This is a genomic window from Ruegeria sp. F11, assembly GCF_056533855.1.
This window is the reverse complement of the sequence record NZ_JBQFOW010000016.1, coordinates 38,869-61,969: the sequence shown is the minus strand read 5'-3', so window position 1 is coordinate 61,969 and position 23,101 is coordinate 38,869. Positions and strand designations below refer to the sequence as shown.

At 60.4% G+C, this 23,101-nt stretch carries 17 protein-coding genes; 14 read left to right on the top strand and 3 right to left on the bottom strand.

Features of this window, described 5'->3' with window-relative positions; translation table 11 throughout:
- Window positions 1-21 precede the first annotated feature (21 nt).
- The 10 genes from napF (at window position 22) to ACR0NJ_RS18645 (ending at window position 11,145) form a co-directional block, all read left to right on the top strand.
- Complete coding sequence (napF, locus tag ACR0NJ_RS18690; RefSeq protein WP_480818605.1) at window positions 22-537, top strand: ferredoxin-type protein NapF; 516 nt, start codon at window positions 22-24, stop codon at window positions 535-537.
- Window positions 534-827 (top strand): chaperone NapD, encoded by a 294-nt coding sequence (locus ACR0NJ_RS18685; protein WP_480818604.1) that lies wholly within the window; start codon window positions 534-536, stop codon window positions 825-827. The genes napF and ACR0NJ_RS18685 overlap by 4 nt, the downstream gene beginning before the upstream one ends.
- The gene (napA, locus tag ACR0NJ_RS18680) at window positions 824-3,316 is read left to right on the top strand and encodes a nitrate reductase catalytic subunit NapA (RefSeq protein WP_480818603.1); all 2,493 of its coding nucleotides are present in this window, start codon (window positions 824-826) and stop codon (window positions 3,314-3,316) included. The genes ACR0NJ_RS18685 and napA overlap by 4 nt, the downstream gene beginning before the upstream one ends.
- A 27-nt stretch (window positions 3,317-3,343) precedes the next feature.
- On the top strand, window positions 3,344-4,162 hold the full coding sequence (napG, locus tag ACR0NJ_RS18675) for a ferredoxin-type protein NapG (protein WP_480818602.1): 819 nt from the start codon (window positions 3,344-3,346) through the stop codon (window positions 4,160-4,162).
- Window positions 4,159-5,076, top strand: a complete 918-nt coding sequence (napH, locus tag ACR0NJ_RS18670) for a quinol dehydrogenase ferredoxin subunit NapH (protein ID WP_480818601.1) — start codon at window positions 4,159-4,161, stop codon at window positions 5,074-5,076. The genes napG and napH overlap by 4 nt, the downstream gene beginning before the upstream one ends.
- A 12-nt stretch (window positions 5,077-5,088) precedes the next feature.
- Entirely contained in the window at window positions 5,089-5,526 is a 438-nt protein-coding gene (locus tag ACR0NJ_RS18665) for a nitrate reductase cytochrome c-type subunit (RefSeq protein ID WP_480818600.1), read from the top strand.
- 29 nt (window positions 5,527-5,555) lie between these two features.
- Complete coding sequence (locus tag ACR0NJ_RS18660) at window positions 5,556-6,257, top strand: NapC/NirT family cytochrome c (protein ID WP_480818599.1); 702 nt, start codon at window positions 5,556-5,558, stop codon at window positions 6,255-6,257.
- 13 nt (window positions 6,258-6,270) lie between these two features.
- The gene (locus ACR0NJ_RS18655; protein ID WP_480818598.1) at window positions 6,271-6,528 is read left to right on the top strand and encodes a hypothetical protein; all 258 of its coding nucleotides are present in this window, start codon (window positions 6,271-6,273) and stop codon (window positions 6,526-6,528) included.
- 150 nt (window positions 6,529-6,678) lie between these two features.
- The gene (locus ACR0NJ_RS18650) at window positions 6,679-9,954 is read left to right on the top strand and encodes an adenylate/guanylate cyclase domain-containing protein (RefSeq protein ID WP_480818597.1); all 3,276 of its coding nucleotides are present in this window, start codon (window positions 6,679-6,681) and stop codon (window positions 9,952-9,954) included.
- A gap of 18 nt (window positions 9,955-9,972) precedes the next feature.
- Window positions 9,973-11,145 carry a hypothetical protein gene (locus ACR0NJ_RS18645; RefSeq protein ID WP_480818596.1) on the top strand — a complete coding sequence of 391 codons (1,173 nt, stop codon included), beginning with the start codon at window positions 9,973-9,975 and terminating at the stop codon, window positions 11,143-11,145.
- Here ACR0NJ_RS18645 and ACR0NJ_RS18640 read toward each other — a convergent pair.
- Entirely contained in the window at window positions 11,142-14,768 is a 3,627-nt protein-coding gene (locus ACR0NJ_RS18640) for a flavoprotein (RefSeq protein ID WP_480818595.1), read from the bottom strand. The two genes, ACR0NJ_RS18645 and ACR0NJ_RS18640, sit on opposite strands and share 4 nt — an antisense overlap.
- Window positions 14,769-15,157: 389 nt before the next feature.
- On the opposite strand from ACR0NJ_RS18640, the gene ACR0NJ_RS18635 reads away from it, so the two are divergent.
- The gene (locus ACR0NJ_RS18635; protein WP_480818594.1) at window positions 15,158-16,264 is read left to right on the top strand and encodes a saccharopine dehydrogenase family protein; all 1,107 of its coding nucleotides are present in this window, start codon (window positions 15,158-15,160) and stop codon (window positions 16,262-16,264) included.
- 18 nt (window positions 16,265-16,282) lie between these two features.
- The gene (gene amaB / locus ACR0NJ_RS18630) at window positions 16,283-17,779 is read left to right on the top strand and encodes an L-piperidine-6-carboxylate dehydrogenase (RefSeq protein ID WP_480818614.1); all 1,497 of its coding nucleotides are present in this window, start codon (window positions 16,283-16,285) and stop codon (window positions 17,777-17,779) included.
- Window positions 17,780-17,811: 32 nt separating this feature from the next.
- Here amaB and ACR0NJ_RS18625 read toward each other — a convergent pair whose 3' ends face one another.
- On the bottom strand, window positions 17,812-19,389 hold the full coding sequence (locus tag ACR0NJ_RS18625) for a DUF5928 domain-containing protein (protein ID WP_480818593.1): 1,578 nt from the start codon (window positions 19,387-19,389) through the stop codon (window positions 17,812-17,814).
- A 143-nt stretch (window positions 19,390-19,532) separates the two neighbouring features.
- On the opposite strand from ACR0NJ_RS18625, the gene ACR0NJ_RS18620 reads away from it, so the two are divergent.
- Both ACR0NJ_RS18620 and ACR0NJ_RS18615 read left to right on the top strand, forming a co-directional pair.
- Entirely contained in the window at window positions 19,533-20,351 is an 819-nt protein-coding gene (locus ACR0NJ_RS18620; protein WP_480818592.1) for a sulfotransferase family protein, read from the top strand.
- A gap of 167 nt (window positions 20,352-20,518) precedes the next feature.
- Window positions 20,519-21,145: a hypothetical protein gene (locus tag ACR0NJ_RS18615; protein ID WP_480818591.1), complete on the top strand. Its 627-nt coding sequence runs from the start codon at window positions 20,519-20,521 to the stop codon at window positions 21,143-21,145.
- A gap of 118 nt (window positions 21,146-21,263) precedes the next feature.
- Here ACR0NJ_RS18615 and ilvD read toward each other — a convergent pair whose 3' ends face one another.
- Window positions 21,264-23,096 carry a dihydroxy-acid dehydratase gene (gene ilvD / locus ACR0NJ_RS18610; protein WP_480818590.1) on the bottom strand — a complete coding sequence of 611 codons (1,833 nt, stop codon included), beginning with the start codon at window positions 23,094-23,096 and terminating at the stop codon, window positions 21,264-21,266.
- Between the last annotated feature and the right edge of the window lie 5 nt (window positions 23,097-23,101).

Below are 23,101 nucleotides of genomic sequence, written 5' to 3'. Positions count from 1 at the left end.
TTAGACTCAGGTTACACGCGAATGGATCAACTGCCGACACGACGCGCGTTTTTGAGCGCTCGTATGCTCCGTGAGGATGCGGATGTTTTGCGTCCTCCGGGATCGGCCAGCGCCGGATTTTCCGACCTATGCACCGGCTGTGGTGACTGTGTCAGTGCCTGCCCCGAAGGCATCCTGTTCGCCGATGACAGCGATTTCCCCGTACTTCAGGTCAATGACGGTGCCTGCACCTTTTGCGGTGACTGCGCCCGGGCCTGCCCTACGGGCGCGCTGGATGTTGACCGCCTGGCCGAGTGGCCCTGGCGCGCGGCGGTTCAGCCCTCGGACTGTTTGTCTTTGAACGGCGTCAGCTGTCGTCTGTGTCAGGATAACTGCGATCAGGGGGCCATCCGGTTCAAGCTGCAACTGGCCGGGCGCGCCGAGCCCGAACTGGACACCGACGCCTGCACCGGCTGCGGCGGATGCGCCAGCGTGTGCCCCGTCAGCGCCGTGTCCCTGCAGCGCGTCACCGATCCGCAAACGGGAGTGATCCAATGAATATCTGCGGCTGCCTTGTCCATGTCTCGCCGGATCGCACCGACTCGGCCCGCGCCGCCATGGCCGGTACGCGGGGGGTTGAGGTACATGCCGAAGCCGATGATGGCCGCTTTGTCGTGGTTGTCGAAGACACGCCCGAGCGGCTGGCATCCGACACGATCATGGATCTGCACCAGATCCCGGGGGTGATCTCGCTCTCGCTCACCTACCACCATTTCGAAGAACTCGCGGAGACGTCTCCGCACACCAATGCTCCAAGCCAACCGACCAGCAGGAGGCCTGTCCAATGACTGTATCTGAATCCCGCCGTACCTTCCTCAAGGCATCCGCGGCTGCCGCAACCGCTTCGGCTGCGGGTATTCCCATGGCCACAGGTCAGGCCAGTGCGCAGATCGGCAACCCCGACATCCGCTGGGACAAGGCCGCCTGCCGGTTCTGCGGCACCGGCTGCTCGGTGCTGATCGGCACCAAGGATGGCCGCGTCGTGGCCACACAGGGCGACCCGGACGCACCGGTGAACCGGGGCCTGAACTGCATCAAGGGCTATTTCCTGTCCAAGATCATGTACGGCAAGGACCGTCTGACTACCCCGCTGCTGCGCAAGACCAACGGCGAATACGACAAGAATGGCGAGTTTGAGCCGGTGTCGTGGGACGAAGCGTTCGACGTCATGGCCGCCAAGTGGAAAGAAGCGCTGGCCAAGAAAGGCCCAAGCAGTGTGGGCATGTTCGGCTCGGGCCAGTGGACCGTCTGGGAAGGCTATGCTGCCGCCAAGATGATGAAAGCAGGCTTCCGGTCGAACAACATCGACCCCAACGCGCGGCACTGCATGGCATCCGCCGTTGTGGGCTTTATCCGCACCTTCGGCATTGATGAGCCGATGGGCTGCTATGACGACCTTGAGCACGCGGATACCTTTGTGCTCTGGGGTTCGAACATGGCCGAGATGCACCCGATCCTGTGGTCGCGCCTGACCGATACACGCCTGACCAAACCAGGCTGCGAGGTGCACGTGCTGTCGACCTTCGAGCACCGCTCGTTCGAGCTGGCCGACAATGGCATGGTCTTTGCGCCGCAGACCGATCTGGCGATCCTGAACTATATCGCCAATTACATCATCCAGAATGGCGCGGTGAACGAGGAATTCGTCAAGAACCACGTCAACATCACCAAAACCGCCACCGATATCGGTTATGGCCTGCGCGACAATCATCCGCTGCAGGAAGCCGCCGAAAACCCCAATGTCGGCAAGATGGAACCGATCAGCTTCGAGGAATATGCCGAGGCGGTTTCGAAATACACGCTGGAATACACCTCGGAACTGTCCGGTGTTCCGGCTGACAAGCTGGAACGTCTGGCCAAGCAATATGCCGACCCCAACCGCAAGGTCATGAGCCTGTGGACCATGGGCTTCAACCAGCACACCCGCGGGTCCTGGGTGAACTCGTTGATGTATAACGTGCACCTGCTGGTCGGTAAGATCTCGGAACCCGGCAACTCGCCGTTTTCGCTGACCGGTCAGCCCTCGGCCTGTGGGACGGCGCGTGAGGTCGGCACCTTTGCCCACCGTCTGCCCGCCGACATGGTGGTGATGAACGACAAGCACCGCGAGATTTGCGAGACCGCCTGGAACGTGCCCGCAGGCACCATCCCGGCCAAGCCCGGCTTCCACGCCGTATTGCAGCACCGCAAGCTGAAAGATGGCGATCTGAACGCCTATTGGGTGCAGTGCACCAACAACATGCAGGCCGCGCCGAACATCAACGAAGAAGGTTATCCCGGCTACCGCAACCCCGAAAACTTCATCACCGTCTCGGACCCCTATCCGACCGTGACCGCCGTGTCCGCCGACCTGATCCTGCCCACCGCCATGTGGGTCGAGAAGGAAGGCGCCTATGGCAACGCCGAACGCCGCACCCAGTTCTGGCGTCAGCAGGTGAAGGCTCCGGGTGAGGCCAAGTCGGATGTCTGGCAGGTGATGGAGTTCTCGAAACGCTTCACCGTGGAAGAGGTCTGGGGCGAGGAATTGCTGGCCACCATGCCCGAGCATCGCGGCAAGACCATGTATGACGTGATCTTCGCCAATGGTGTGATCGACAAATACCCGCTGTCGGAAACCGCCGAAGGGTTCGACAATGACGAATCCGAGCACTTTGGCTACTACGTGCAGAAAGGCCTTTTCGAGGAATACGCCGAATTCGGTCGCGGCCATGCGCACGATCTGGCCCCGTTTGATGTGTACCACCAGGCCCGCGGCCTGCGCTGGCCGGTCGTGGACGGCAAGGAAACGCTCTATCGTTTCCGCGAAGGCTATGACCCCTATGTCGAGGCCGGGGCGGGCGTGCAGTTCTATGGCAAGCCGGATGGCAAGGCGAACATCATCTTTGCGCCTTACGAACCGGCGGCCGAGGAACCGGATGCGGACTTCGATCTGTGGCTCTGCACCGGTCGTGTGCTGGAACACTGGCACTCGGGCTCGATGACCCGCCGGGTGCCGGAACTGCACCGCTCTTACCCGAATGCGGTTGTCTATATGCATCCGCAGGACGCCGAGGATCGCGGTCTGCGGCGCGGGCAAGAGATCGTTCTGTCCACCCGCCGTGGCGATGTCACCAGCCGGGTAGAGACCCGTGGGCGGAACAAGGTGCCGCGCGGTCTGGTCTTCATGCCGTGGTTCGATGAACATCAGCTGACCAACAAGCTGACGCTGGACGCAACCTGCCCGCTGTCGAAAGAGACCGACTTCAAGAAATGCGCCTGTAAGGTCGAGCGCGCGTAATCGGCAAGGATCGCAAAGGTAGTCCCCATGTCCCTTGCCGCTAGACCTCTTTCGCCGCAACGGCGTCGTTTCCTGCAGGATTCGGCGCGCGCGGCGGGCGGTTGCCTGGTCGCCGGATCGTTGCTGGCCTATCTGGCCCGCGACGCCCGCGCCCTGCCCGCCGAGGCATTGCGCCCGCCCGGTGCCTTGCCCGAGAAAGAGTTCCTGTCGGCCTGCATCCGATGTGGTTTATGCGTGCGGGACTGCCCTTACGACACGCTGAAACTGGCTGAATTAGGGTCGGAGTCTGCGGCGACCGGAACGCCCTATTTCACCGCCCGCGATGTGCCCTGCGAGATGTGTGACGACATTCCCTGCGTCGCCGCTTGCCCGACCGGGGCGCTGGACCCCGGTCTGGACAATATCGACGACGCCGAGATGGGCGTGGCGGTTCTGGTCGATCAGGAGAACTGCCTGAATTTCCTCGGCCTGCGCTGCGACGTCTGCTACCGCGTCTGCCCGGTGATTGACGAAGCGATCACGCTGGAAACCGCGCATAACGCCCGGTCGGGCCATCACGCGTTGTTCATTCCCACGGTCCATGCCGACCGCTGCACCGGCTGCGGCATGTGCGAGAAAAGCTGCGTTCTGCCGGAAGCGGCCATCAAGGTTCTGCCCACCCGTCTGGCCCGAGGCTCCAGCGCGGATCACTATCGCAAAGGCTGGGAAGAGAAAGCAGCCAAAGGCGCGCCGCTGGTCGATGGCATCATCGACCTGCCCGACCGTTTGCCGGGACCGGGCATCGACAATCTGGCCGCGCCGGGCGGGTTTGAACCGGGCTATAGCTTGCCGGGGGTAGGACAATGAGTATCCGCACCCACATGCCCGTGGGGCAGGAGGCTATCGAGGCCAAGGGCTGGCTCGGGGCGCATAAATACCTGCTGCTGCGCCGCGCCAGTCAGCTGTTCTTTTTGGCCCTGTTCCTGCTGGGGCCTTGGTTTGGCATCTGGATCGTGCAGGGCACACTGGCCGGGTCTCTGACGCTGGGCGTCTTGCCGCTGACTGACCCGTTCATCCTGTCCCAAAGTGCGGTCGCCGGGCATTGGCCGGAACTGACCGCGCTGATTGGCGGGCTGATCGTTCTGGTGGCTTACGCGCTGATCGGAGGGCGGGTCTATTGTTCCTGGGTCTGCCCGATCAACCCGGTGACGGATGCGGCGCACTGGCTGCACCGCAAGCTGGACCTGCCCAAAGGTTGGCAGCCGAAACGCGGCACCCGCCTGTGGATACTGGCCACCGTCCTGATCGTATCCGGCTTGACCGGCGTTATCGCGTGGGAGTTGGTGAACCCGATCACCATGCTGCATCGCGGGCTGATCTTTGGCATGGGCTTTGTCTGGGCCATGATCGCCGCGATCTTCGTCTTTGACCTGTTCGTCGCGCGCCATGGCTGGTGCGGCCATCTCTGCCCGGTGGGCGCGTTCTACGGGCTGGTGGGCCACAAAGCGATGTTGCGGGTCAGCGCGACCGACCGCTCGGCCTGTGACGATTGCATGGATTGCTATGCGGTCTGCCCGGAAAACCACGTCATCTCACCCGCGCTGAAGGGCAAGGGGGACAGCACCCCGCTGATCCTGTCGCCCGACTGCACCAATTGCGGCCGCTGCATCGACGTCTGCGCGGTCGATGTCTTCACCTTTACTCACCGGTTCGACGACCACGTCACCGAACCCATCCGTTCAGTTGCCGCGCCCGACGGGCGCGCCGCCAGACCTATCTAAGGGAGTGCCAAGATGAAAATATCAATCGTGACAGGCGGAATAACCCTGATCCCCGTTTTGCTCCTGAGTGGGTTTGCCCTTGCGCAGTCGGCCCAGGTGGAAACCCTGCGAGGCGCCGATGTGGACGAGGCCATCCCTCTGCATGAAATCCACAAGAATGTTGAGGGGCGCATTGTCCGCAACTACCGTCAGCAACCGCCGCTGATCCCGCATTCGATCGAGCAGTACCAGATCGACGTGCGCGCCAACCAGTGCTTGTCGTGCCATGACTGGACCAAAGCAGGCGAACGCAACGCGCCGACCCTGTCGATGACCCACTATCTGGACCGCGAGGGGCGCGAACTGGATCAGATCGCGGGGACCCGGTATTTCTGCAACCAGTGCCACGTGCCGCAGGCCGACGCGCCACCGCTGGTCGAAAACGTCTTTCAACCGTCCCACGACAACTGATCCAACGCTAATCTGAAAGGAGCACCGATATGGCAGACTCCCCTGAAAAACGCGGTTGGATTGGCCGCCTCTGGACCTGGATCTGGACCCCGGCGGTTGCGTTCAGCTCTGGCTTCCTGATCCTTGCGGGCTTTCTGGCCGGTATCCTGTTCTGGGGCGGGTTCCACTGGACGCTGGAACTGACCAATACCGAGGAATTCTGCACCTCGTGCCACACGATGGAAACCAATCTGGGCGAATACCGCGAGACCATTCACTACAACAACCACTCGGGCGTGCGCGCGATCTGTTCCGATTGCCACGTGCCGCATGAATGGAACCACAAGATCAAGGCCAAGATCATGGCGGTCAAAGATGTCTATCACGAACTGGCAGGCACCATCAGCACGCCCGAAAAGTATGAGGATCACCGTCTGAGCATGGCCTCGGCCGTATGGAAGAAGATGAAAGCATCGGACAGCCGGGAATGCCGGAACTGCCACAACTTCGACTATATGGATTTCACCATTCAGGAAACCCGCGCCGCATCGGAACATCAGCGCGCGATTGACGAAAACATGACCTGTATCGATTGCCACCAGGGCATCGCCCACAGCCTGCCGCCCAACTATCTGGAAGAATACCAGAACGTCACCGAAGCGCTGAACGGCAAGGCCGATACCCCGCTGCAGCAACAGGCCGCGGCAGGCAGCGACGAAATCCGGTCATTCCTGGCCACACGGACCGAGTAAGAGAGGGCGCGGTATGCTTGATATTCTTGGAACCATCGGCGGCAATGTGATCAGCCTGCCGGGCATTCTGGGTCTGGCGCTGGGCATGATGACCCGCAAGCTGTGGTTGGGTGCCCTGCTGGGCGGGCTGGTCGGCGTGTTCGAGACGCTGGTTTTTGCCGGCTTCCAGTTCGCCCATGTGGAAACGCTGGAACTGCTGATCGCCATCATCGTCGGCGTCTGCGCCGGTAGCCTCGGCACCGCTATTCGCCTGAAAGGGGCGACGGTCTGATTTCAATACCTTGACGGAAAGCCTCGCCCTTGGTGGGGCTTTCCCGATAATAACTCTGATCAAAAACATTAATTTATTCACTACATGCAGACTCGGCGGGTTTTGCTGTGCTAGGTTGCGCCTTGAAGCTGGGGACTTCAGAGGGGCGACATGTCTCAGGACCTTGGGGGATGGCTGAGCGCGCACGGATTGTCTGACTACGCGCAAGCTTTTTTAGAGAATAAGATCGACTTTGAAATTCTGCCCGATTTGACGGGCGACGATCTGATCGAAATTGGGGTAACGGCTGTCGGCGATCGTCGGCGGTTGCTGCGCGCGATTGCCGAACTGGAAAAAAGCGCCGGGGAAGCTGGGACCGCGCCCGAGGCCGCTCTGGAACCGGCCCGGCGGCAGGTCACGGTGATGTTTGCCGATCTGGTAGGGTTCACCAAACTGTCCAGCGAGTTGGACGCGGAAGACCTGCACGAATTGCTGAACGACTTCTTCGGCAAGGTCGACAGCGTTGTCGAAAAATACGGCGGGCGGATCGACAAACATATCGGCGACGCGGTGATGGCGGTGTTCGGCGCGCCGATCTCGCACACCAACGATACCGAACGGGCAGCGCGGGCGGCGCTGGATATTCATGCGGTTCTGCCCTCGCTCAGCCGCCCGCTGTCGTGCCATATCGGCATTGCCTCCGGGCAGGTCATCGCCAGCACCACCGGCAGTCAGGCCCATACGGAATACACCGTCACCGGAGACGGGGTGAACCTGGCCTCGCGGCTGACGGATATCTGCGCCGCAGGTGAAACGCTGGTTTCGCATGATATCCAGCGCGCGCTGGGCCCCTTATTCGTTGGGGAAACCCTTGGCACCAAGCCGATAAAGGGGCTGAATGATCCGGTTGAGGTCTGGCGGCTGGACCGGCTGGCCCGCAATATCCGCACCCGGCGGCACAGGTTCATCGGGCGTGAGCGGGAACTCTCGCTGTTCTCGGCCACGTTCGAGCGCTGCCAGCGCCATGGTAAGGGCGAGGTCCATATCGTTCTGGGTGAACCGGGTATCGGCAAAACCCACCTGTCCGAGCAGGTGGCCGAGATGGCGCAAAGCCTGTCCTATTCCACCCACAACGGTGTTGTGATGGATTTCGGCGCGCGTGAGGGGCATTCGGCCATCCAGTCCGTGGCGCGCAGCATCCTTGGGTTGGACCCCTCGGACGATGCGGCGACTGGCGCGGCGGTGGCGAAGGACGCCATCGCCAAGGGCTGGGTCAGCCCCTCAAGCGCAGCGCATCTGAATGCCTTGCTGGAGTTGGAACAGGACCCCGGACTGGCCGAGGTCTATGCGGCGATGGACAACAAGGCGCGGCTGCGGGGGCGGCGTCAGGTGATTGACGAGCTGCTGTCCAGCCGCAGTCAGGAGTCGCCACTGCTGATCCAGATCGAGGATATCCACTGGGCCTCGCCCGATATCCTGACCGCCTGTTCCCATATCGCTGCCGCAACGCGGGACCTGCCTTGTGTTCTGCTGATGACCAGCCGGGTCGAGGGCGATCCGATTGACCGCGACTGGCAAATGGGCACGGACGGGGCGCTGATCTCGAAGCTGGAACTGGCCCCGATGGGCGAAGACCAGGCCCGCCGGCTGGTCGAGGAATTCACCGGCATTGACCCCGAACTGCTGGACGCCTGCGTCGAACGCGCCGGTGGCAACCCGCTGTTTCTGGAACAGCTTCTGCGCAACATAGATGTGCTGAAACGGGAAAGCGTGCCCGGCAGTATTCAGGGCATCGTGCAATCCCGTCTGGACGCTTTGGATCGCAAAAGCCGGACTGCTATTCAAGCGGCCTCGGTCCTGGGGCAGCGGTTCTCGCCCGAGGTTCTGAATTTCACATTGGGCGAAGGGCATCTGGACACGACCAACCTGATCCGCTCGGCCCTGATCCGCGAGGCGGATGCCGATCTGATGTTTGCCCATGCGCTGATCCGGGACGGGTCTTATGCCACGCTGGTCAAATCCGAACGCGCGCGTCTACATCGGCAGGCGGCAAAGTGGTTCGAGGATCGCGATGCCACCCTGCGGGCGCGCCATCTGGACCGGGCCGGGTCGAACACTGCGGCGCAGGCCTATCTGGAAGCGGCTGAAAACCTGATCCAGAGTTTTCAGTTCGAAGATGCAGGCCCGCTGATCGAGCGCGCATTGGAATTGCCCTCACCGACTGGTGTCCGGTTTGATCTGCTCTGCGCGCGGGGGGAAGCGCACCGGCTGCAAGGCCTGTCGGATGAGGCGCTGACCGAGTTCAAGGATGCCGCCCAGCACGCCGAGACCGACGAGCAGATCAGCCGCGCCCATATCGGACTGGCACAGGCCGCGCGGCAGGCGAGCCTCTATCAGGCGGCACTCGAGGCGCTGGATACCGCCGAGGCTGCGGCAGAACGCTGTGGCTCGGAACGGGATGTGGCCCAGATCAACTACGTACGGGGCAATGTCTACTTCCCGCTGGGCCGCGTCGAAGAGGCGTTGCAGGCCAACGAACGCGCGCTGTCGCTGGCGCGCAAGCTGGAATCGGCCCGGCTTGAGGTCGGCGCGCTCAGCGGTTTTGGCGACGCCAATTTCATGAACGCCACCATGCAGACCGCGACCGGGTTCTACACGCAAGCCGTTGAACGGGCGCGGGAAAAGGGGCTGGTACGCGATCTGGCGGCAAACCTGCACAATCTCAGCGTGGCGCGCAGCTATACCGGCGATGTGCGGCAGGGCATGGCGGATGCGAATGAATCCATTGAGGTGTCTCAGAAATACTTCGCGTTCATCCCGGAATGCGTCGCCCAGACCTGTCTGGGGGTCGCGCAGACTTTTCTGGGCGAGGTGGATCAGGCGCTGGACTCGTTCCGGGTCTCTGCCGAGATCGCCAACCGCGTCGGGGCCAAACGGCTCGAGGCGCAGGCGCTGGAACATCTGGCCCGCACGCAGGTCTATGCCGGGCAGATGGACGCGGCGCGCGAAACCGGACGCCAAGCGGTTGAGATCGCGCTGGAACATGGTCGCAATTTCGTGGGCCCCAAGGCGCTGTCGGCCTTGGCGATGGCCGAGGCTGACCGGGGCGAACAGGATCGCCTGCTGAAGCTTGGGGCCGAGATCATTGCCGAGGGCAGCGTCGGCCACAGCCACCTGCATTTCTACCCCGATGCCAGCGCCGTCATGCTGGCGCGTCAGGACTGGGATGCGGCCCTGCAGTATGCGGATGGGCTGGCGCAGTTCACCGCCGGTGAACCCCTGCCGATGGTCGATCTGTCGATCCGGCAGACGCGGCTGCTGGCGGAAAGCGGGCAACGCAACATCGCCCCGTCGTCCCACGACGATTTCGCCGCGTTGCAGGCCGGATTCGATGAGATGGGCATCACCCAATCCCTGCTGGGGCGTGTGGATTTTCTGATCACCTGATCCGGGAGCCAGGGGCCTATGAGCGTAGAAAAGAAGGTCTGGCTGATTTCCATCCTCGTCACGCTGGGCTTTGCGGGTCTGCTATTCAAGCTGTGGGTTGATCTGAACCATTTTGAAGGCGACCCGACGCAACTGCACGATCAGGCTTTGGTAGACCGGTATCTGGCCTCGCTCGACACCCCGCCGGATTACCGGGTTAGAACAGGGATATTCATCAAGTCCTTCGGATTCGTCCGGGCCAGCGACATTCGCGTCAGCGGCTATATCTGGCAGCATTACGAGGACGGCGTGCATGACGCGATCAAGCCCGCTGTCGGAGAGATCGGATTTATCCTGCCCGAGGCGGTCGATGCCGCCAATGGCACCATCGAAGAGGTCTACCGGATGCCCCAGCCTCAGGGGGAACTGATCGGCTGGTACTTTGAGCAGACCCTGCGCCAGAGCTTTGATTACACCAGCTATCCGTTTGACCACAAAACCGTCTGGGTGCGGTTCTGGCCTGCGCCGTTCGACCTCGAGGTTGCGCTGATCCCGGATTTCGCCGCCTATCCGGCCACCGGGCCAAAGGACATTTTCGGCATCGACAATCAGATCGTCATGGGCACGTGGGAGCGTGAGAATACCTATTTCGACTATAAACTATCCGATCTGGATACCACGCTGGGGATCAGCCAGAACGGTTTCAAAACCAACGCGCCCGAGCTGCACTATAACTTCGTCATCAAGCGCAACTTCGCCAACGCCTTCATCGTGCACATGATCCCGCTGATCGTGGTGACCATGCTGCTGTTCGGCGCGGTGATGACCGTCACCCGCCGCGAAGGGCTGATCGAGAGGCACAATTTCAACACCTCAAGCGTGATCGGCACCTGCTCGGTCCTGTTCTTTGTGATCCTGCTGGCCCATGTGCAACTGCGCGAAGGGTTTGCGGGCTCACCGGTGATCTACATGGAATCGTTTTTCTTCCTGATGTATTTCCTGCTGCTGGCGGTATCGGTGAACACCTATCTATTCGCATCCGACGCCGCGCCCGCGCTGCGCATCATCCACTACAAGGACAACCTGATCCCCAAGGCCGGGTTCTGGCCCTTTGTCCTGCTGTGCATGGTGGCGATCACCGCCTATAACCTGAGCCTGAAGGAAGAACCCGACCACGGGGCCGAGTTCTTGGGCCTTGAGGCAGGCGGCTAGACCTTGGCCTCGCGCCCCTCTTTCAGGGTGCCGGTTGCCATGTCCAGCGTATATTCCGCGACCACTTGCGAGGCGCCTTTTTCCAACTCACCCAGATACTTCTCGGGGTGGGCGATCACATAGGCATAGGCGGGCTTCTTCACATCGCCGATCATCACGTTGATGCGCTTGCGGATATATACGTTGTCCGGCGAGCCCGGGCCATGAAACCCTTCCAGCTTGTCCAGCTCTTTCAGGCCCGAGGAACTAACGCGATACACCTCGCCCCGGATCTGCTTGCCCCGGCCTTTCTGACCGACCAGCGTGGCCATGCGATGCAGGTAGTCGCAGTTCGGGTTGTCGCAATAGGGTTCATTGGGAACGATCAGTGGCATGGGCTGGCGGGTCGTCGCCTCACCCACGAAATCGCTCAGCACCTCGGCATGGGCCGCGTGGTTCGGGAAGCCTTTCTTGAGCGAGCCATAGGTGAAATAGAGGTACGTCTTCTCGCGATCACGCACCAGATCGACGCCGCTGTCTTCCGGTTCAGGCGGTGGCACCGAATTGGCCTGCGCCCAGGCCTTAAGCATGTCGTGGATTTCATCCAGTATCCGGACATCCGCGTCATATTTTGTGTCTTCGACAAACTGCAGGCAGGACGAGGCATCGACACCGTCGACCGACAGCAACAGCTCGACCATTCCGGGTGAGTTGTTCATCGCCGCCACGTGCAGGGCGGTAAAGCCGTGATCATTGGTGGCGTTGACGTTGATGCCGCGTTTGATCAGCTCTTTCGCGGCCTGATGATCCGGCTTGCCCAGAATGTTGCAGCCTTCCTCGTCATTCTCGTTCAACTCGCCTTCGCCGCCTGCCGCGTAGTGCAGCAGCGTGTCGCCGTTCTGATCGTCCACGATGTCCACGCCCGCCACGCCGTTATCCAAGGCATCAAAGACCGGCTTCCACTTGTCGAACGTGTCCGAGGCCGCGGCCTCCTGCGCCCAGCGGCAGATGTTGTGCTCGTGGTCTTCCAATTCTTCCAGAGCCTCTTCCAGCACATCCATGATCTGATCTGGCAGGGCCATCATCCCGATGCCCATCATGCCGTTCGAAAGCCGCCCTTTCCGGGGTCCGACCAGATCGACCCCCAGCCTGCGCAGCTTTTCGACATTGTTCTGCGTGGTGACATTGTTCCACATGTTGGTATTGCAAGCCGGGCACAGGATCACCGGCTTGTTGCGGTACTGCCAGGCGACAAAGATCGAGGTCAGCAGGTTGTCCGCGATCCCGTTGGCGATCTTGCCCATGGTGTTGCAGGTGACAGGGGCCACGATCACGCAATCGGCCCAGTCGCACAGCGCCAGATGCGAGGCGCGCACCGGCATGTCGAACTTCATATAGCGGAAGTTCCATTCGTCATCGTCGCGGTAATAGTCATTCGGCCCGACCCGCGCGGCGATGCGTTTTTCACCGAAATCCCTGAAAAACTTCTCGGCAGACACCGACGGGATCAGCTTCACGTTATGCCCGGCATCGGTGATCCTTTCGACCAGCGTCGGGATTTTGTCCGCCGCCGACGACCCGCAGGCGCAGAGCAGGATATTGCGCCGCCCGGTGGGGGCGTCAGTCAGACCGCCCTTGGGATAGCCGAAGATGTTCTTGTCCAGACTGGGCGATTCCGCGCGCGCGGATACCGCCAGATTGGCCTCGCGCATCCGGTCCTGAAGGATGCCTTCGTCAACCATGTCGAGGATATCCTGCAGGTCGTTCCGCTTGCTGATGCACTTCTTGTCGAAAAACAGATAGGGCACCGAGACTTTACCCGCGATGGCAGCCAGATCGCGCCGCATTTTGCGAGCGGTGGGATCACGCCCGGCGACATTCACCAGCACCACATCCGTTGCGCCGATATTCGAGATAACGCTTTTGAGCATGTAGGACATCGGGTCCTCATCCTCGTAAAACAGCACCGCCGTGTTGTTTTCGATCAGGGATGCCACATCGTTGGGGTCTTCCGGCGGGTCGACCTCGGCGATGACCAGCAGTTCGGGGCTTTCGACAAAGCGCAGGCCGCGGAAGATGTGGCCGCGCGGGGCCTGCCACACTTGCGAGGTTGCGGGGCTCATGTCCACGATCGTCACCAGATCGGATGCTTCGTCATAGTCAACGCACAGGCACCAGAACTCCTCCAGCAGCGCCGTTTCCAGAAACACCTTTTTCGGCCGGTGAATGGCCTTGGACCCCAGAACGCGGTTGAAGTCGATATTGATCATCAGGTGGCGCTTCTTGTCGCCTTTCAGGCTTTGCAGGTGGGATTTGAACCAATCCTCGGCGGATTGGATCGCCGTGTCGTCCCGGGTCGCAAAGCTGTGGTAGGTACTGTCCAGATGGGTGTCTTCGGACTGGCTCAGGTATTTATGGGCCATGTCGTGCATTTCTTCGGCGGTGGCCACCCGGCTGACGGCATCCTGAAACGACGAGCCGGTCAGGCGCAGCAGCTTATCCTCATCCACCTGATGGTCGCCGTGGATGGCGAGGCTTTCCACCAGAACACCCAGACTGTTCATGTTCGGGCTGGCACGGCGGAACAGGTTGCGCCGTTTCTTGGGATCTTCGGCCATATAGTTGGTGGGGTCGATATAGTTGCACGGCTGATCGAAGGTCTGCAGATGGGTTTTGACCGCCGCGCGCGCCGAAAAGCGCAGAATGCCGCGTGATCGCATCGAAGTTCCGTCGCGGTCCGACATCCCCTCCCACAGCCGGGTGGCGGTTGTGACCCACAGCTTGCCGTATTTCTCGGGGTGCACATCCATCATATGCACCAGACCGGTGCTGGGATTGCACTTGGCGATGATGGCAAAGTGGCCGCCGGGCATGTTGTCCTTGCCATGGGCCACGCCGACCTGAAAGTTCGCCACCAGAATGTCGTTATCGCCGCCAAAACGGTTGGATTCAGCGATGGCGTCCAGCAGTTTCTGCACGTCCGTCCGGTCTTCATCCATGAAATAGGCCTGAACCTGCACCCGGTCCCGCAGCCCTTGCGAGTAGATATAGGTGCAGGCGACATCGAACAACTCGCCCAGCGAAATCCCGTCATTGACCACAAAGGACGAGGGCAGCGCGCATTCGCGGAAAATGTCGTTGACCTCGCAGCTGAACCCCAGCGCCGACATGCTCAGCGCGGCGGCGGTGACGCTGCAGCAATTGATCGGTTGCTGAAACTCGTGCAAGTGAACATTGACCAGATCGCCGAACATCTTGCCGATACACGGCTTGCGGATGTCTGCCGGTATCTGTTTCCAGTTCGCGCTCGACAGATAGGCCAGCCGGGTCCCGTCCAACGCCAGCGCTTCCAGGCTGACGGGGATATCGGAAATCTCAAGATGTTCCTCGTAAAAGTAATCGCCGACATCGGCGCTGGCCAACGGGGTGCCGTTCTGGCGCAACTGAACGCTGCCGCGCAGCACCACATACATGCCATGTGCGGGCAGAACCGTGTTCGCGGTCACTTCGATGAACTCGAAATACGGCTTGATCGCGCTTGGGTCCACATCCACGCCATCGCCGGGTATGACGGCGTAAATCAGGCTCAGGTCTGCATCGGTTGGGTTAAAGCTTCTCGACTCGTTGATTTGATCTGTAGACACGACTGTTATCCCCCCTGAAGTGTGTCGCAAATAGCGTCAATCAACCAGCGCAGCGTGTTGAAATCGGGTGCGGAGTTCTTCGGGCCAAACAGCAATACGACCCGTCCGTCGATATGTCTTGCGCTGGTCGGGCCGGATTCCTGCTGCAAATACAGCGAACAAAACGGCCCAATAGCCTGCACAGTATCCTATTCTAAAACAAAAATCACCGATGCAGTTGACCGGCGCGGGATCAGACTGTGGGCCGCTGTGAAATGAGGGGAGTTCTGTCATTTATCCCATTTTACCATCATAATGACGGCAATAACGCCTGTTTCGTCAAGATTGACCCTGCAAAACGACGGAGTTTTCAGCCATCTTCAAAGAAAACCAGTAAGAGGAGGCACGCAATGTCTTGGAATGTTTGCGTTGTTGGGGCTGGCAAGATCGGGCAGATGATTGCCACGTTGCTGAAGGGATCGCCCAATTATCATGTCACGGTCGCGGATCACGACCTGAAAGCACTGGCCGAGATTGCCCGGATGGGCATCGCGACCAAACAGATCGACGCCAGCGACGACGCGGGTCTGGCGCAGGGTCTGGCCGGGTTCGATGCGGTGATCTCTGCGGCCCCGTTTTTCCTGACGCCCGCCATCGCCGCCGCTGCCAAGGCCGCCGGGGCGCATTATTTTGATCTGACCGAGGATGTGGCCGCAACCAACGCCGTGCGCGATTTGGCGGCAGACAGCGAAACTGCCTTTATGCCGCAATGCGGGTTGGCGCCGGGCTTTGTCGGCATCGCGGGGGCATCGCTGGCGGCTGAGTTCGATCAGATCGACAGCCTGCACATGCGGGTCGGTGCGCTGCCGCTCTATCCGACCAATGCGCTGAAATACAACCTGACATGGTCCACGGACGGGTTGATCAATGAATACTGCAACCCGTGCGATGCCATCGTGAACGGCGAGCGGGTCAAGACCGCCCCGCTAGAGGACTACGAAGTTCTGGGCCATGACGGAGTGGAATACGAATGCTTCAACACCTCGGGCGGGTTGGGCACCCTGCCCGAAACGCTGGAGGGCAAGGCGCGTGCAGTGTCCTACCGCTCGATCCGTTATCCGGGCCATCGCGAAATCCTGAAGCTGCTGTTGCACGATCTGGGACTGGAACGCCGCCGCGACCTGCTGAAAGAGATCTTCGAATCCGCCCTGCCGCGCACCGATCAGGATGTGGTGCTGGTCTATTGCACCGCCAAGGGCATGATCAACGGATCGCTGCGCGAAAAATCCCTGATCAACAAATCTTTCGCGCGCGAGATCAACGGACAGGTCTGGAGCGCCATTCAGGTCACCACCGCCGCAGGCGTTCTGGGCGTTGTCGACCTGATGCGTACCGGCGTTCTGCCCGCAAAAGGCTTTGTCCGGCAAGAGCAGGTGAAGCTTGCCGATTTCCTGAACACCGAATTTGGCCGGCTCTATCGCGCCGGTGACGTAACCCCACAAAACAAGGCGGCCTGAGACATGAAAGACGTTGTGATGAGCGCGGACACCACCCTTGCAAAACTCGACCTGACTGCGGCGGAGTTGACCGGCGGCAGCCTGCAAGTGACCTCACCCATTGATGGTCGCGTGCTGGCCGAGGTGCATGAAACCCCCGTGGCCGAGATGGAGGCTGTCTTTGCCCGCGCCAAATCGGCCTTCAAGGCGTGGCGGGTTGTTCCGGCCCCGCGCCGGGGTGAGTTGATCCGCCTGCTGGGCGAAGAACTGCGCGCCGCCAAGGACGATCTGGGCGCGCTGGTCAGCTGGGAGGCGGGCAAGATCACATCTGAAGGTCTGGGCGAAGTGCAGGAGATGATCGACATCTGCGACTTCGCCGTGGGTCTGTCGCGTCAGCTTTACGGCCTGACCATTGCATCCGAACGCCCCGGCCACCGGATGATGGAGACATGGCATCCGGCGGGTCCGGTGGGCGTGATCTCGGCCTTCAACTTTCCGGTTGCGGTGTGGTCGTGGAACGCGGCGCTGGCGCTGGTCTGCGGCGATCCGGTGATCTGGAAACCGTCCGAGAAAACGCCGCTGACTGCGATGGCCTGCCAGAAGATTTTCGAACGCGCGCTGGCCCGGTTCGGCGATGCGCCCGAGGGCCTGTTGCAGACCCTGATCGGCGGTGCCGCGCTGGGTGAGGCTTTGGTCGCCAGCGAAGACGTCCCGGTCATCTCCGCCACCGGCTCCACCCGCATGGGCCGCGCGGTTGCGCCCATCGTCGCGCAACGCTTCGGCAAGTGCATTCTGGAACTGGGCGGCAACAATGCGATGATCGTTGGCCCCTCGGCCGATCTGGAAATGGCGGTGCGGGCGATTGTGTTCTCGGCTGTCGGCACGGCGGGCCAGCGGTGCACCACGCTGCGTCGCCTGATCGTGCACAACTCGATCCGCGAGGAGTTGGTCGCGCGGCTGAAGAAAGCCTATGCCGGTCTGCCCATCGGCGATCCGATGGCCGAAGGCACCCTGATCGGGCCGCTGGTGGACGAGGCCGCTAGTGCCGCGATGACCGCTGCGCTCAATGCGGCTGAAGGCGAAGGTGGCACGGTCTTTGGCGGCGATCGCGTAACCGAGGGCGTGCCCGCAGGTGTCTACATGGAGCCCGCCATCGTCGAAATGCCCGGCCAGACCCCGACCGTGAAGACCGAGACATTCGCACCGATCCTTTATGTCATGGGCTACGATGATTTCGACGACGCGCTGGAATTGCAGAATGACGTGCCGCAGGGCCTGTCCTCCTGCGTGTTCACGCTGAACATGCGTGAGGCGGAACAGTTCCTGACAGCTGCGGGCTCGGATTGCGGCATCGCCAACGTCAATATCGGCCCGTCGGGGGCCGAGATCGGCGGGGCCTTTGGAGGTGAAAAGGAAACCGGTGGCGGGCGTGAAAGCGGCTCGGACGCGTGGAAGGCCTATATGCGCCGTCAGACCAACACGGTGAACTATTCCGCCGAACTGCCGCTGGCGCAGGGCGTGAAGTTCGACATCTAAGTTATGGCCCGGCGGTTTTCGGGCCGCCGGGCTTAATCCGAGAACAGGTAATCCAGCCGCATCACGGCGTGTGCCTTTTCCGGCCCAACGCCGAGAAAGTCGGCCATCGTAGCCTCATTCTCTGCCGGGTCCGCCGATTGACGAATGCGCAGATAGCCGTCGATTCCTGTGCCCCGGATCAGTTCCGATTCATGTGCCAGATCGTTGCGGATGGTGGGCAGCAGCCGCGCGACTGTATCTTCGGGGCTGTTTTCCCCCGCCAGCCCGATGCGGCGGGCATGGCCGATCAGATACTCGTCCGAATACTCGCACTCAATCTCAAGCACCCGCGTCTTGGCCGTATCGCCGCAGAAATCCTGAATGACGTCCAGATTGGCCGGGTCCAGACACAAGACCAGCCTGTTGGTTTCAAAATGCGCAAACAGCATGCCCGCCACCGCGCGCCGGTGGCGGGATCGCTTTTTTAGGGTCGTTTCGATGCCGCCCAGATCGGGCAGGGGGGTGTCTTCTTCATTGAACAGGTATTCGATACAGGGAATATCAGTCTCGCTGGCGATCTGATCGACCAGCCGCTTGGCGACGTGCCATTTCTTGCAGACCACCAGAAATAGCTCGCGCTCGGGGCCCAGAGTGTTCGCGGCTTCCCAGAACCGCTGACCGAAGCGGCGGCCAACGCGCCCGCGACCGGTCAGAAAAGCGTGCAAATTGCGCCCCTCGCCCGAGATCGGAAAGTCGATCCCTTCACGGGCGTAGAGCGCGCCCAGCCGCTCTTTCAGTTCCAGCGCTTCGGGGCTGATCTTGCGGGCGAACAGGTAATCCTGCCCCAGCAGCATGTCATAGTGGTCGTTGTAGAAGGTCACCGGCATGCCGTAGTCCGAGAACATCAGGAAAGTGAGCGTGCGGTTTTCGATCTCGCGTTTCGGCACAAGATGGCGGACGAGGGTCTGAAAGAAGGTCTCATCCGGAATCCATGTGGTCGAGAAAAACCGGATCACATCGCGGCGTTGTTGCAGAAAATCCAGGATCATCTCGACCGTGCGCCGACGCAGGCACCACCACTGGCTGCCGATCATCACCTGAATGTCTGCCGGAATCTCGCGGGTCAGGCCAAAGCGCTTCTGCATCTCATAGGCGGCGTAGAACCGGCCCGCCTGCGTGCGTTCGTTGAAGTAGTGGCGATAGATCAGCCGGTCTTCCTTCATACCGGTCTTGATCCAGTTGCTGGCAAAGAAATCGTGGCTTTCGATGAAATCCACGTCGTTCTCATCCAGAAAGCGATGCGCATATTCTGCCGTCTTGATCGCCATGCAGTCGCCCGACAGCATGAAGAAATGCGTGACCCGCGGAAAGGCGTCCACCGCCGCCTGCAAAGCGTTCAGCGAGGCTTGAACCAGCGACCACTCGCCCCAACCGCATTTGATCCGTTTGGCGGCAAAGGTGACATTCGGATTGTCTTTCAGCGCTTTGCGGATGCGATCATAGCTGTCTGCCTTGGCGCGCGCGTCGAAGTGAATCGCGATGCAATCCCCGGCGGCGGTCAGTTGCTCGGCCTGCGCAATGATCGCGTCAGGGTCTTTGTGGCACAGCAAAATATAGGCAATCTTTGCCATCGAGGTTACGCAATTTCCGTTTCTGCCCGTTTGCATCCGTGATACTGAGGATGAGCGATTGAATAAACAGAATATTTTTGGTTCTTTGGCACCAAATGCTGGCCTATCACCCTGATATCTGACCAGCACAGGAGGCACAGCAGATGGGTTTTCCCGGCACCTGGATGACCGAGAGCGAAAGCATGGTGTACCGTGTGGTGCCCAAATGTGCCTGCTCGACCATCGGGCAGATCATGTACTATTCCGATCATGGCCGGTTTTTTGATGGCGACATTCATGATGCCAAGGATGGCATGCATAAATGGGCGTTTGATGGCAGTCAGGGTCAGATTTCCAGCAATGTGCGCAGCCATGCCTCGTATTCCTTTACCTGTGTGCGCAATCCTTACACCCGGATTCTAAGCTCATTCTTCGACAAGATCTGCGGCATCCAGCGCAACGGCAATCGCTATCGCGGCAATCTGGTGCCGACACTGATCTACAACTACGGGATCGAAGTCGGCGGCGACGATGGCAAGGGTGAGTTTGACCAGATCGCCAGTTTCCGCCGGTTCCTGCTGTTTGCCCGCGACACCATCCGCTGGCGGCGTCCGATGGACCCGGATATTCACTGGTCGGCGATGTCGGGCCATGTATCGACCTTCATTGTGAATGGCGGGCGGTATGACCGGATTTTCTGGACCGAAGCCTTCAATGACGGCATGCAGGGTGTTCTGGATCACGTGGACACCGCGCATAAAGTAACCCTGTCCGAGATCCCGCGCTTCAACGAATCCGAAGGCCACGGCCCCAAGCGGGCGCATCCGGTCGAGGACTACTTTGACGACCTGTCGATGCATCTGGTCTACGAGATTTACAAGCAGGATTTCGAACTGTTCAGATACGATTTCGAGAACCCGGCCAACAAGATGCCGGTGGGTGAGATTGATCTGGACGAGGTGCACGCCAAACTGGGCGATTGAAGGACAATGGGTGACCCCGGTAGGGGTGCATCTGCTTAGAACATGATTTGCGTCTGAGTGTCTGCTCTGAGCCCATAACTTCCAAATGCTGCTGTGTGGTTTAAGGTCTGCTTTTGTGAGAACGATACAATTCTGGATGGTTCGGTGAGAACTGAGAGGCGTTTTTTATGAATGGCACTGAACTTCTAAAATTCTTGGAGGCAAATGCGGATCACGACGATCCAGTTTACGGACCTCAATGCCGATGTTCGGTCACCCTAACGGATGGGCTCTTGTTGCCATGCGTAGTCTTGAGGCGTGCAAAGCCGACAGTTGATTTAGCGCTGCGTCGGTTCGAAGAAGAGAAGCAAGGCAAAGGGGTTTTTGGCAGATCAAAAAAACCTTACCAACAGATAGTCCGTCACTTCGTCACATCTGGTTCGTCGGTCGACAATCACTACATTCAGTCAGTCGATCCAAGCCCGTTCGCGCTTCCACCGGAGGTTATGAGCCAAATCGAAGGCGAGACCATGATGAGTTGGACAGGATGGGTCTTTGAGATGACCGACGGTTCAGTCTTTTCCTATGGTTCGACTTTTTCGTTCGATTTCTTCGAATTGCCAGAAGGGTATAACTTCCGCGACGTGGCGAACGTACACAACCATTCCTACGTAAACGCTGAGGGGAACCTTGTTTCAATAAACGAAGATCGAGCGGGCTATATTGAGAAACGCAATGCAGACGACCAAGCCAGGGTCTACCGGGAAAGACCATATTTTACCTGCTTTGTGGACAGTGGACTTCAATTTGAGTGATAGGAACAGACCTATAGCCGCCATTGGAACGAATGGAACCAACGGCAGCAACGTCCGCACGGCAGAACAAAAACAGCCCACCGGACGGGTGGACCGTTTTTGTCGAACGTTTTCTAACTCAAACCTGACGCACCGCCCCTTTGGCGGCACTTGTGGTCAGCTTGGCATAGGCCTTGAGCGCCGTGGACACTTTGCGTTTGCGCGGCGCGGCGGGGTGCCAGCCCTTTTCGTCCTGTTCCTCGCGGCGGGCGGCGAGGTCTTCGTCGGAGACGGCCAGATGGATGGTGCGGTTGGGGATGTCGATCTCGATCTTGTCGCCGGTCTGAACCAGCCCGATCTCGCCACCCTCGGCCGCCTCGGGTGAGACGTGACCGATCGACAGCCCCGACGTGCCGCCCGAGAACCGCCCGTCGGTCAGCAGCGCGCAGGCTTTGCCCAGACCCTTGGATTTCAGGTATGAGGTCGGGTACAGCATTTCCTGCATCCCGGGTCCGCCGCGCGGGCCTTCGTAGCGGATCACCACCACGTCGCCCTCGACCACCTTGCCGGTCAGGATATCGCTGACCGCCTGATCCTGACTTTCGCAGACATAGGCCGAGCCGGTGAATTTCAGGATGTTCTCATCGACCCCGGCGGTCTTCACGATACAGCCGTCGCGCGCGATATTGCCGAACAGCACCGCCAGACCGCCATCCTGACTGAAGGCGTGTTCCTTCGACCGGATCACACCGCCTTCACGGTCGGTGTCCAATTCCTTGTACCGGTTCGACTGGCTGAACGCCTGCGTGGTACGTACGCCGCCGGGTGCGGCCTTGAACAGGTCCTGCGCCCGTGGGTTGTTGGCGATTTTGATATCCCAGTTGGCAATCGCCTCACCCATCGTGGCCGAATGCACGGTGTGGCAATCCTCGTGCAGCAGGCCCGCGCGGCTGAGTTCACCGAGGATCGAGAAGATGCCGCCAGCGCGGTGAACATCCTCCATATGCACGTTCTCGGTATTGGGCGCGACCTTGCACAAGCAGGGCACCTTGCGGCTCAGGTGGTCCATATGGCTCATGTTGAAATGCACCTCGCCCTCGTGCGCGATGGCCAGCAGGTGCAGCACAGTGTTGGTGGACCCGCCCATGGCAATATCCAGGCTCATGGCGTTCTCGAAGGCTTCAAACGTGGCGATCTCGCGCGGGAGGAAGCCTTTCTCGTCCAGATCATAATGCCGCTTGGTGATCTCGACGATGCGGCGACCGGCTTCAAGGAACAGCTCTTTCCGGTCCGAGTGCGTTGCCAGCGTCGACCCGTTGCCCGGCAGGGCCAGACCCAGCGCCTCGGCCAGACAGTTCATCGAGTTGGCGGTGAACATACCCGAGCACGAACCGCAGGTCGGGCAGGCGTTTTCCTCGATATGTTTCACTTGCTCGTCGGTATACTTGTCGTCCGCCGCGGCCACCATCGCGTCCACAAGGTCGATCTTTTTCACGTCCAGATCTTCGATGTCGATCTTGCCGGCCTCCATCGGCCCGCCCGATACAAAGATCGCCGGAATGTTCAGGCGCATGGCGGCCATCAGCATACCCGGCGTGATCTTGTCGCAGTTCGAGATACAGACCATCGCATCGGCGCAATGGGCGTTAACCATGTATTCGACCGAATCCGCGATCACCTCACGCGAGGGCAGGGAATATAGCATCCCGTCATGGCCCATGGCGATGCCATCATCCACGGCGATGGTGTTGAACTCCTTGGCGACGCCACCAGCGGCCTCGACCTCGCGCGCAACCATCTGGCCGAGGTCCTTCAGATGCACGTGACCGGGCACGAACTGTGTGAATGAGTTGACAATGGCGATGATCGGCTTGCCGAAATCGTCGTCACCCATACCGGTGGCGCGCCACAGGCCGCGCGCGCCCGCCATGTTGCGGCCATGGGTCGAGGTTCTGGATCGGTAAAGTGGCATGATGC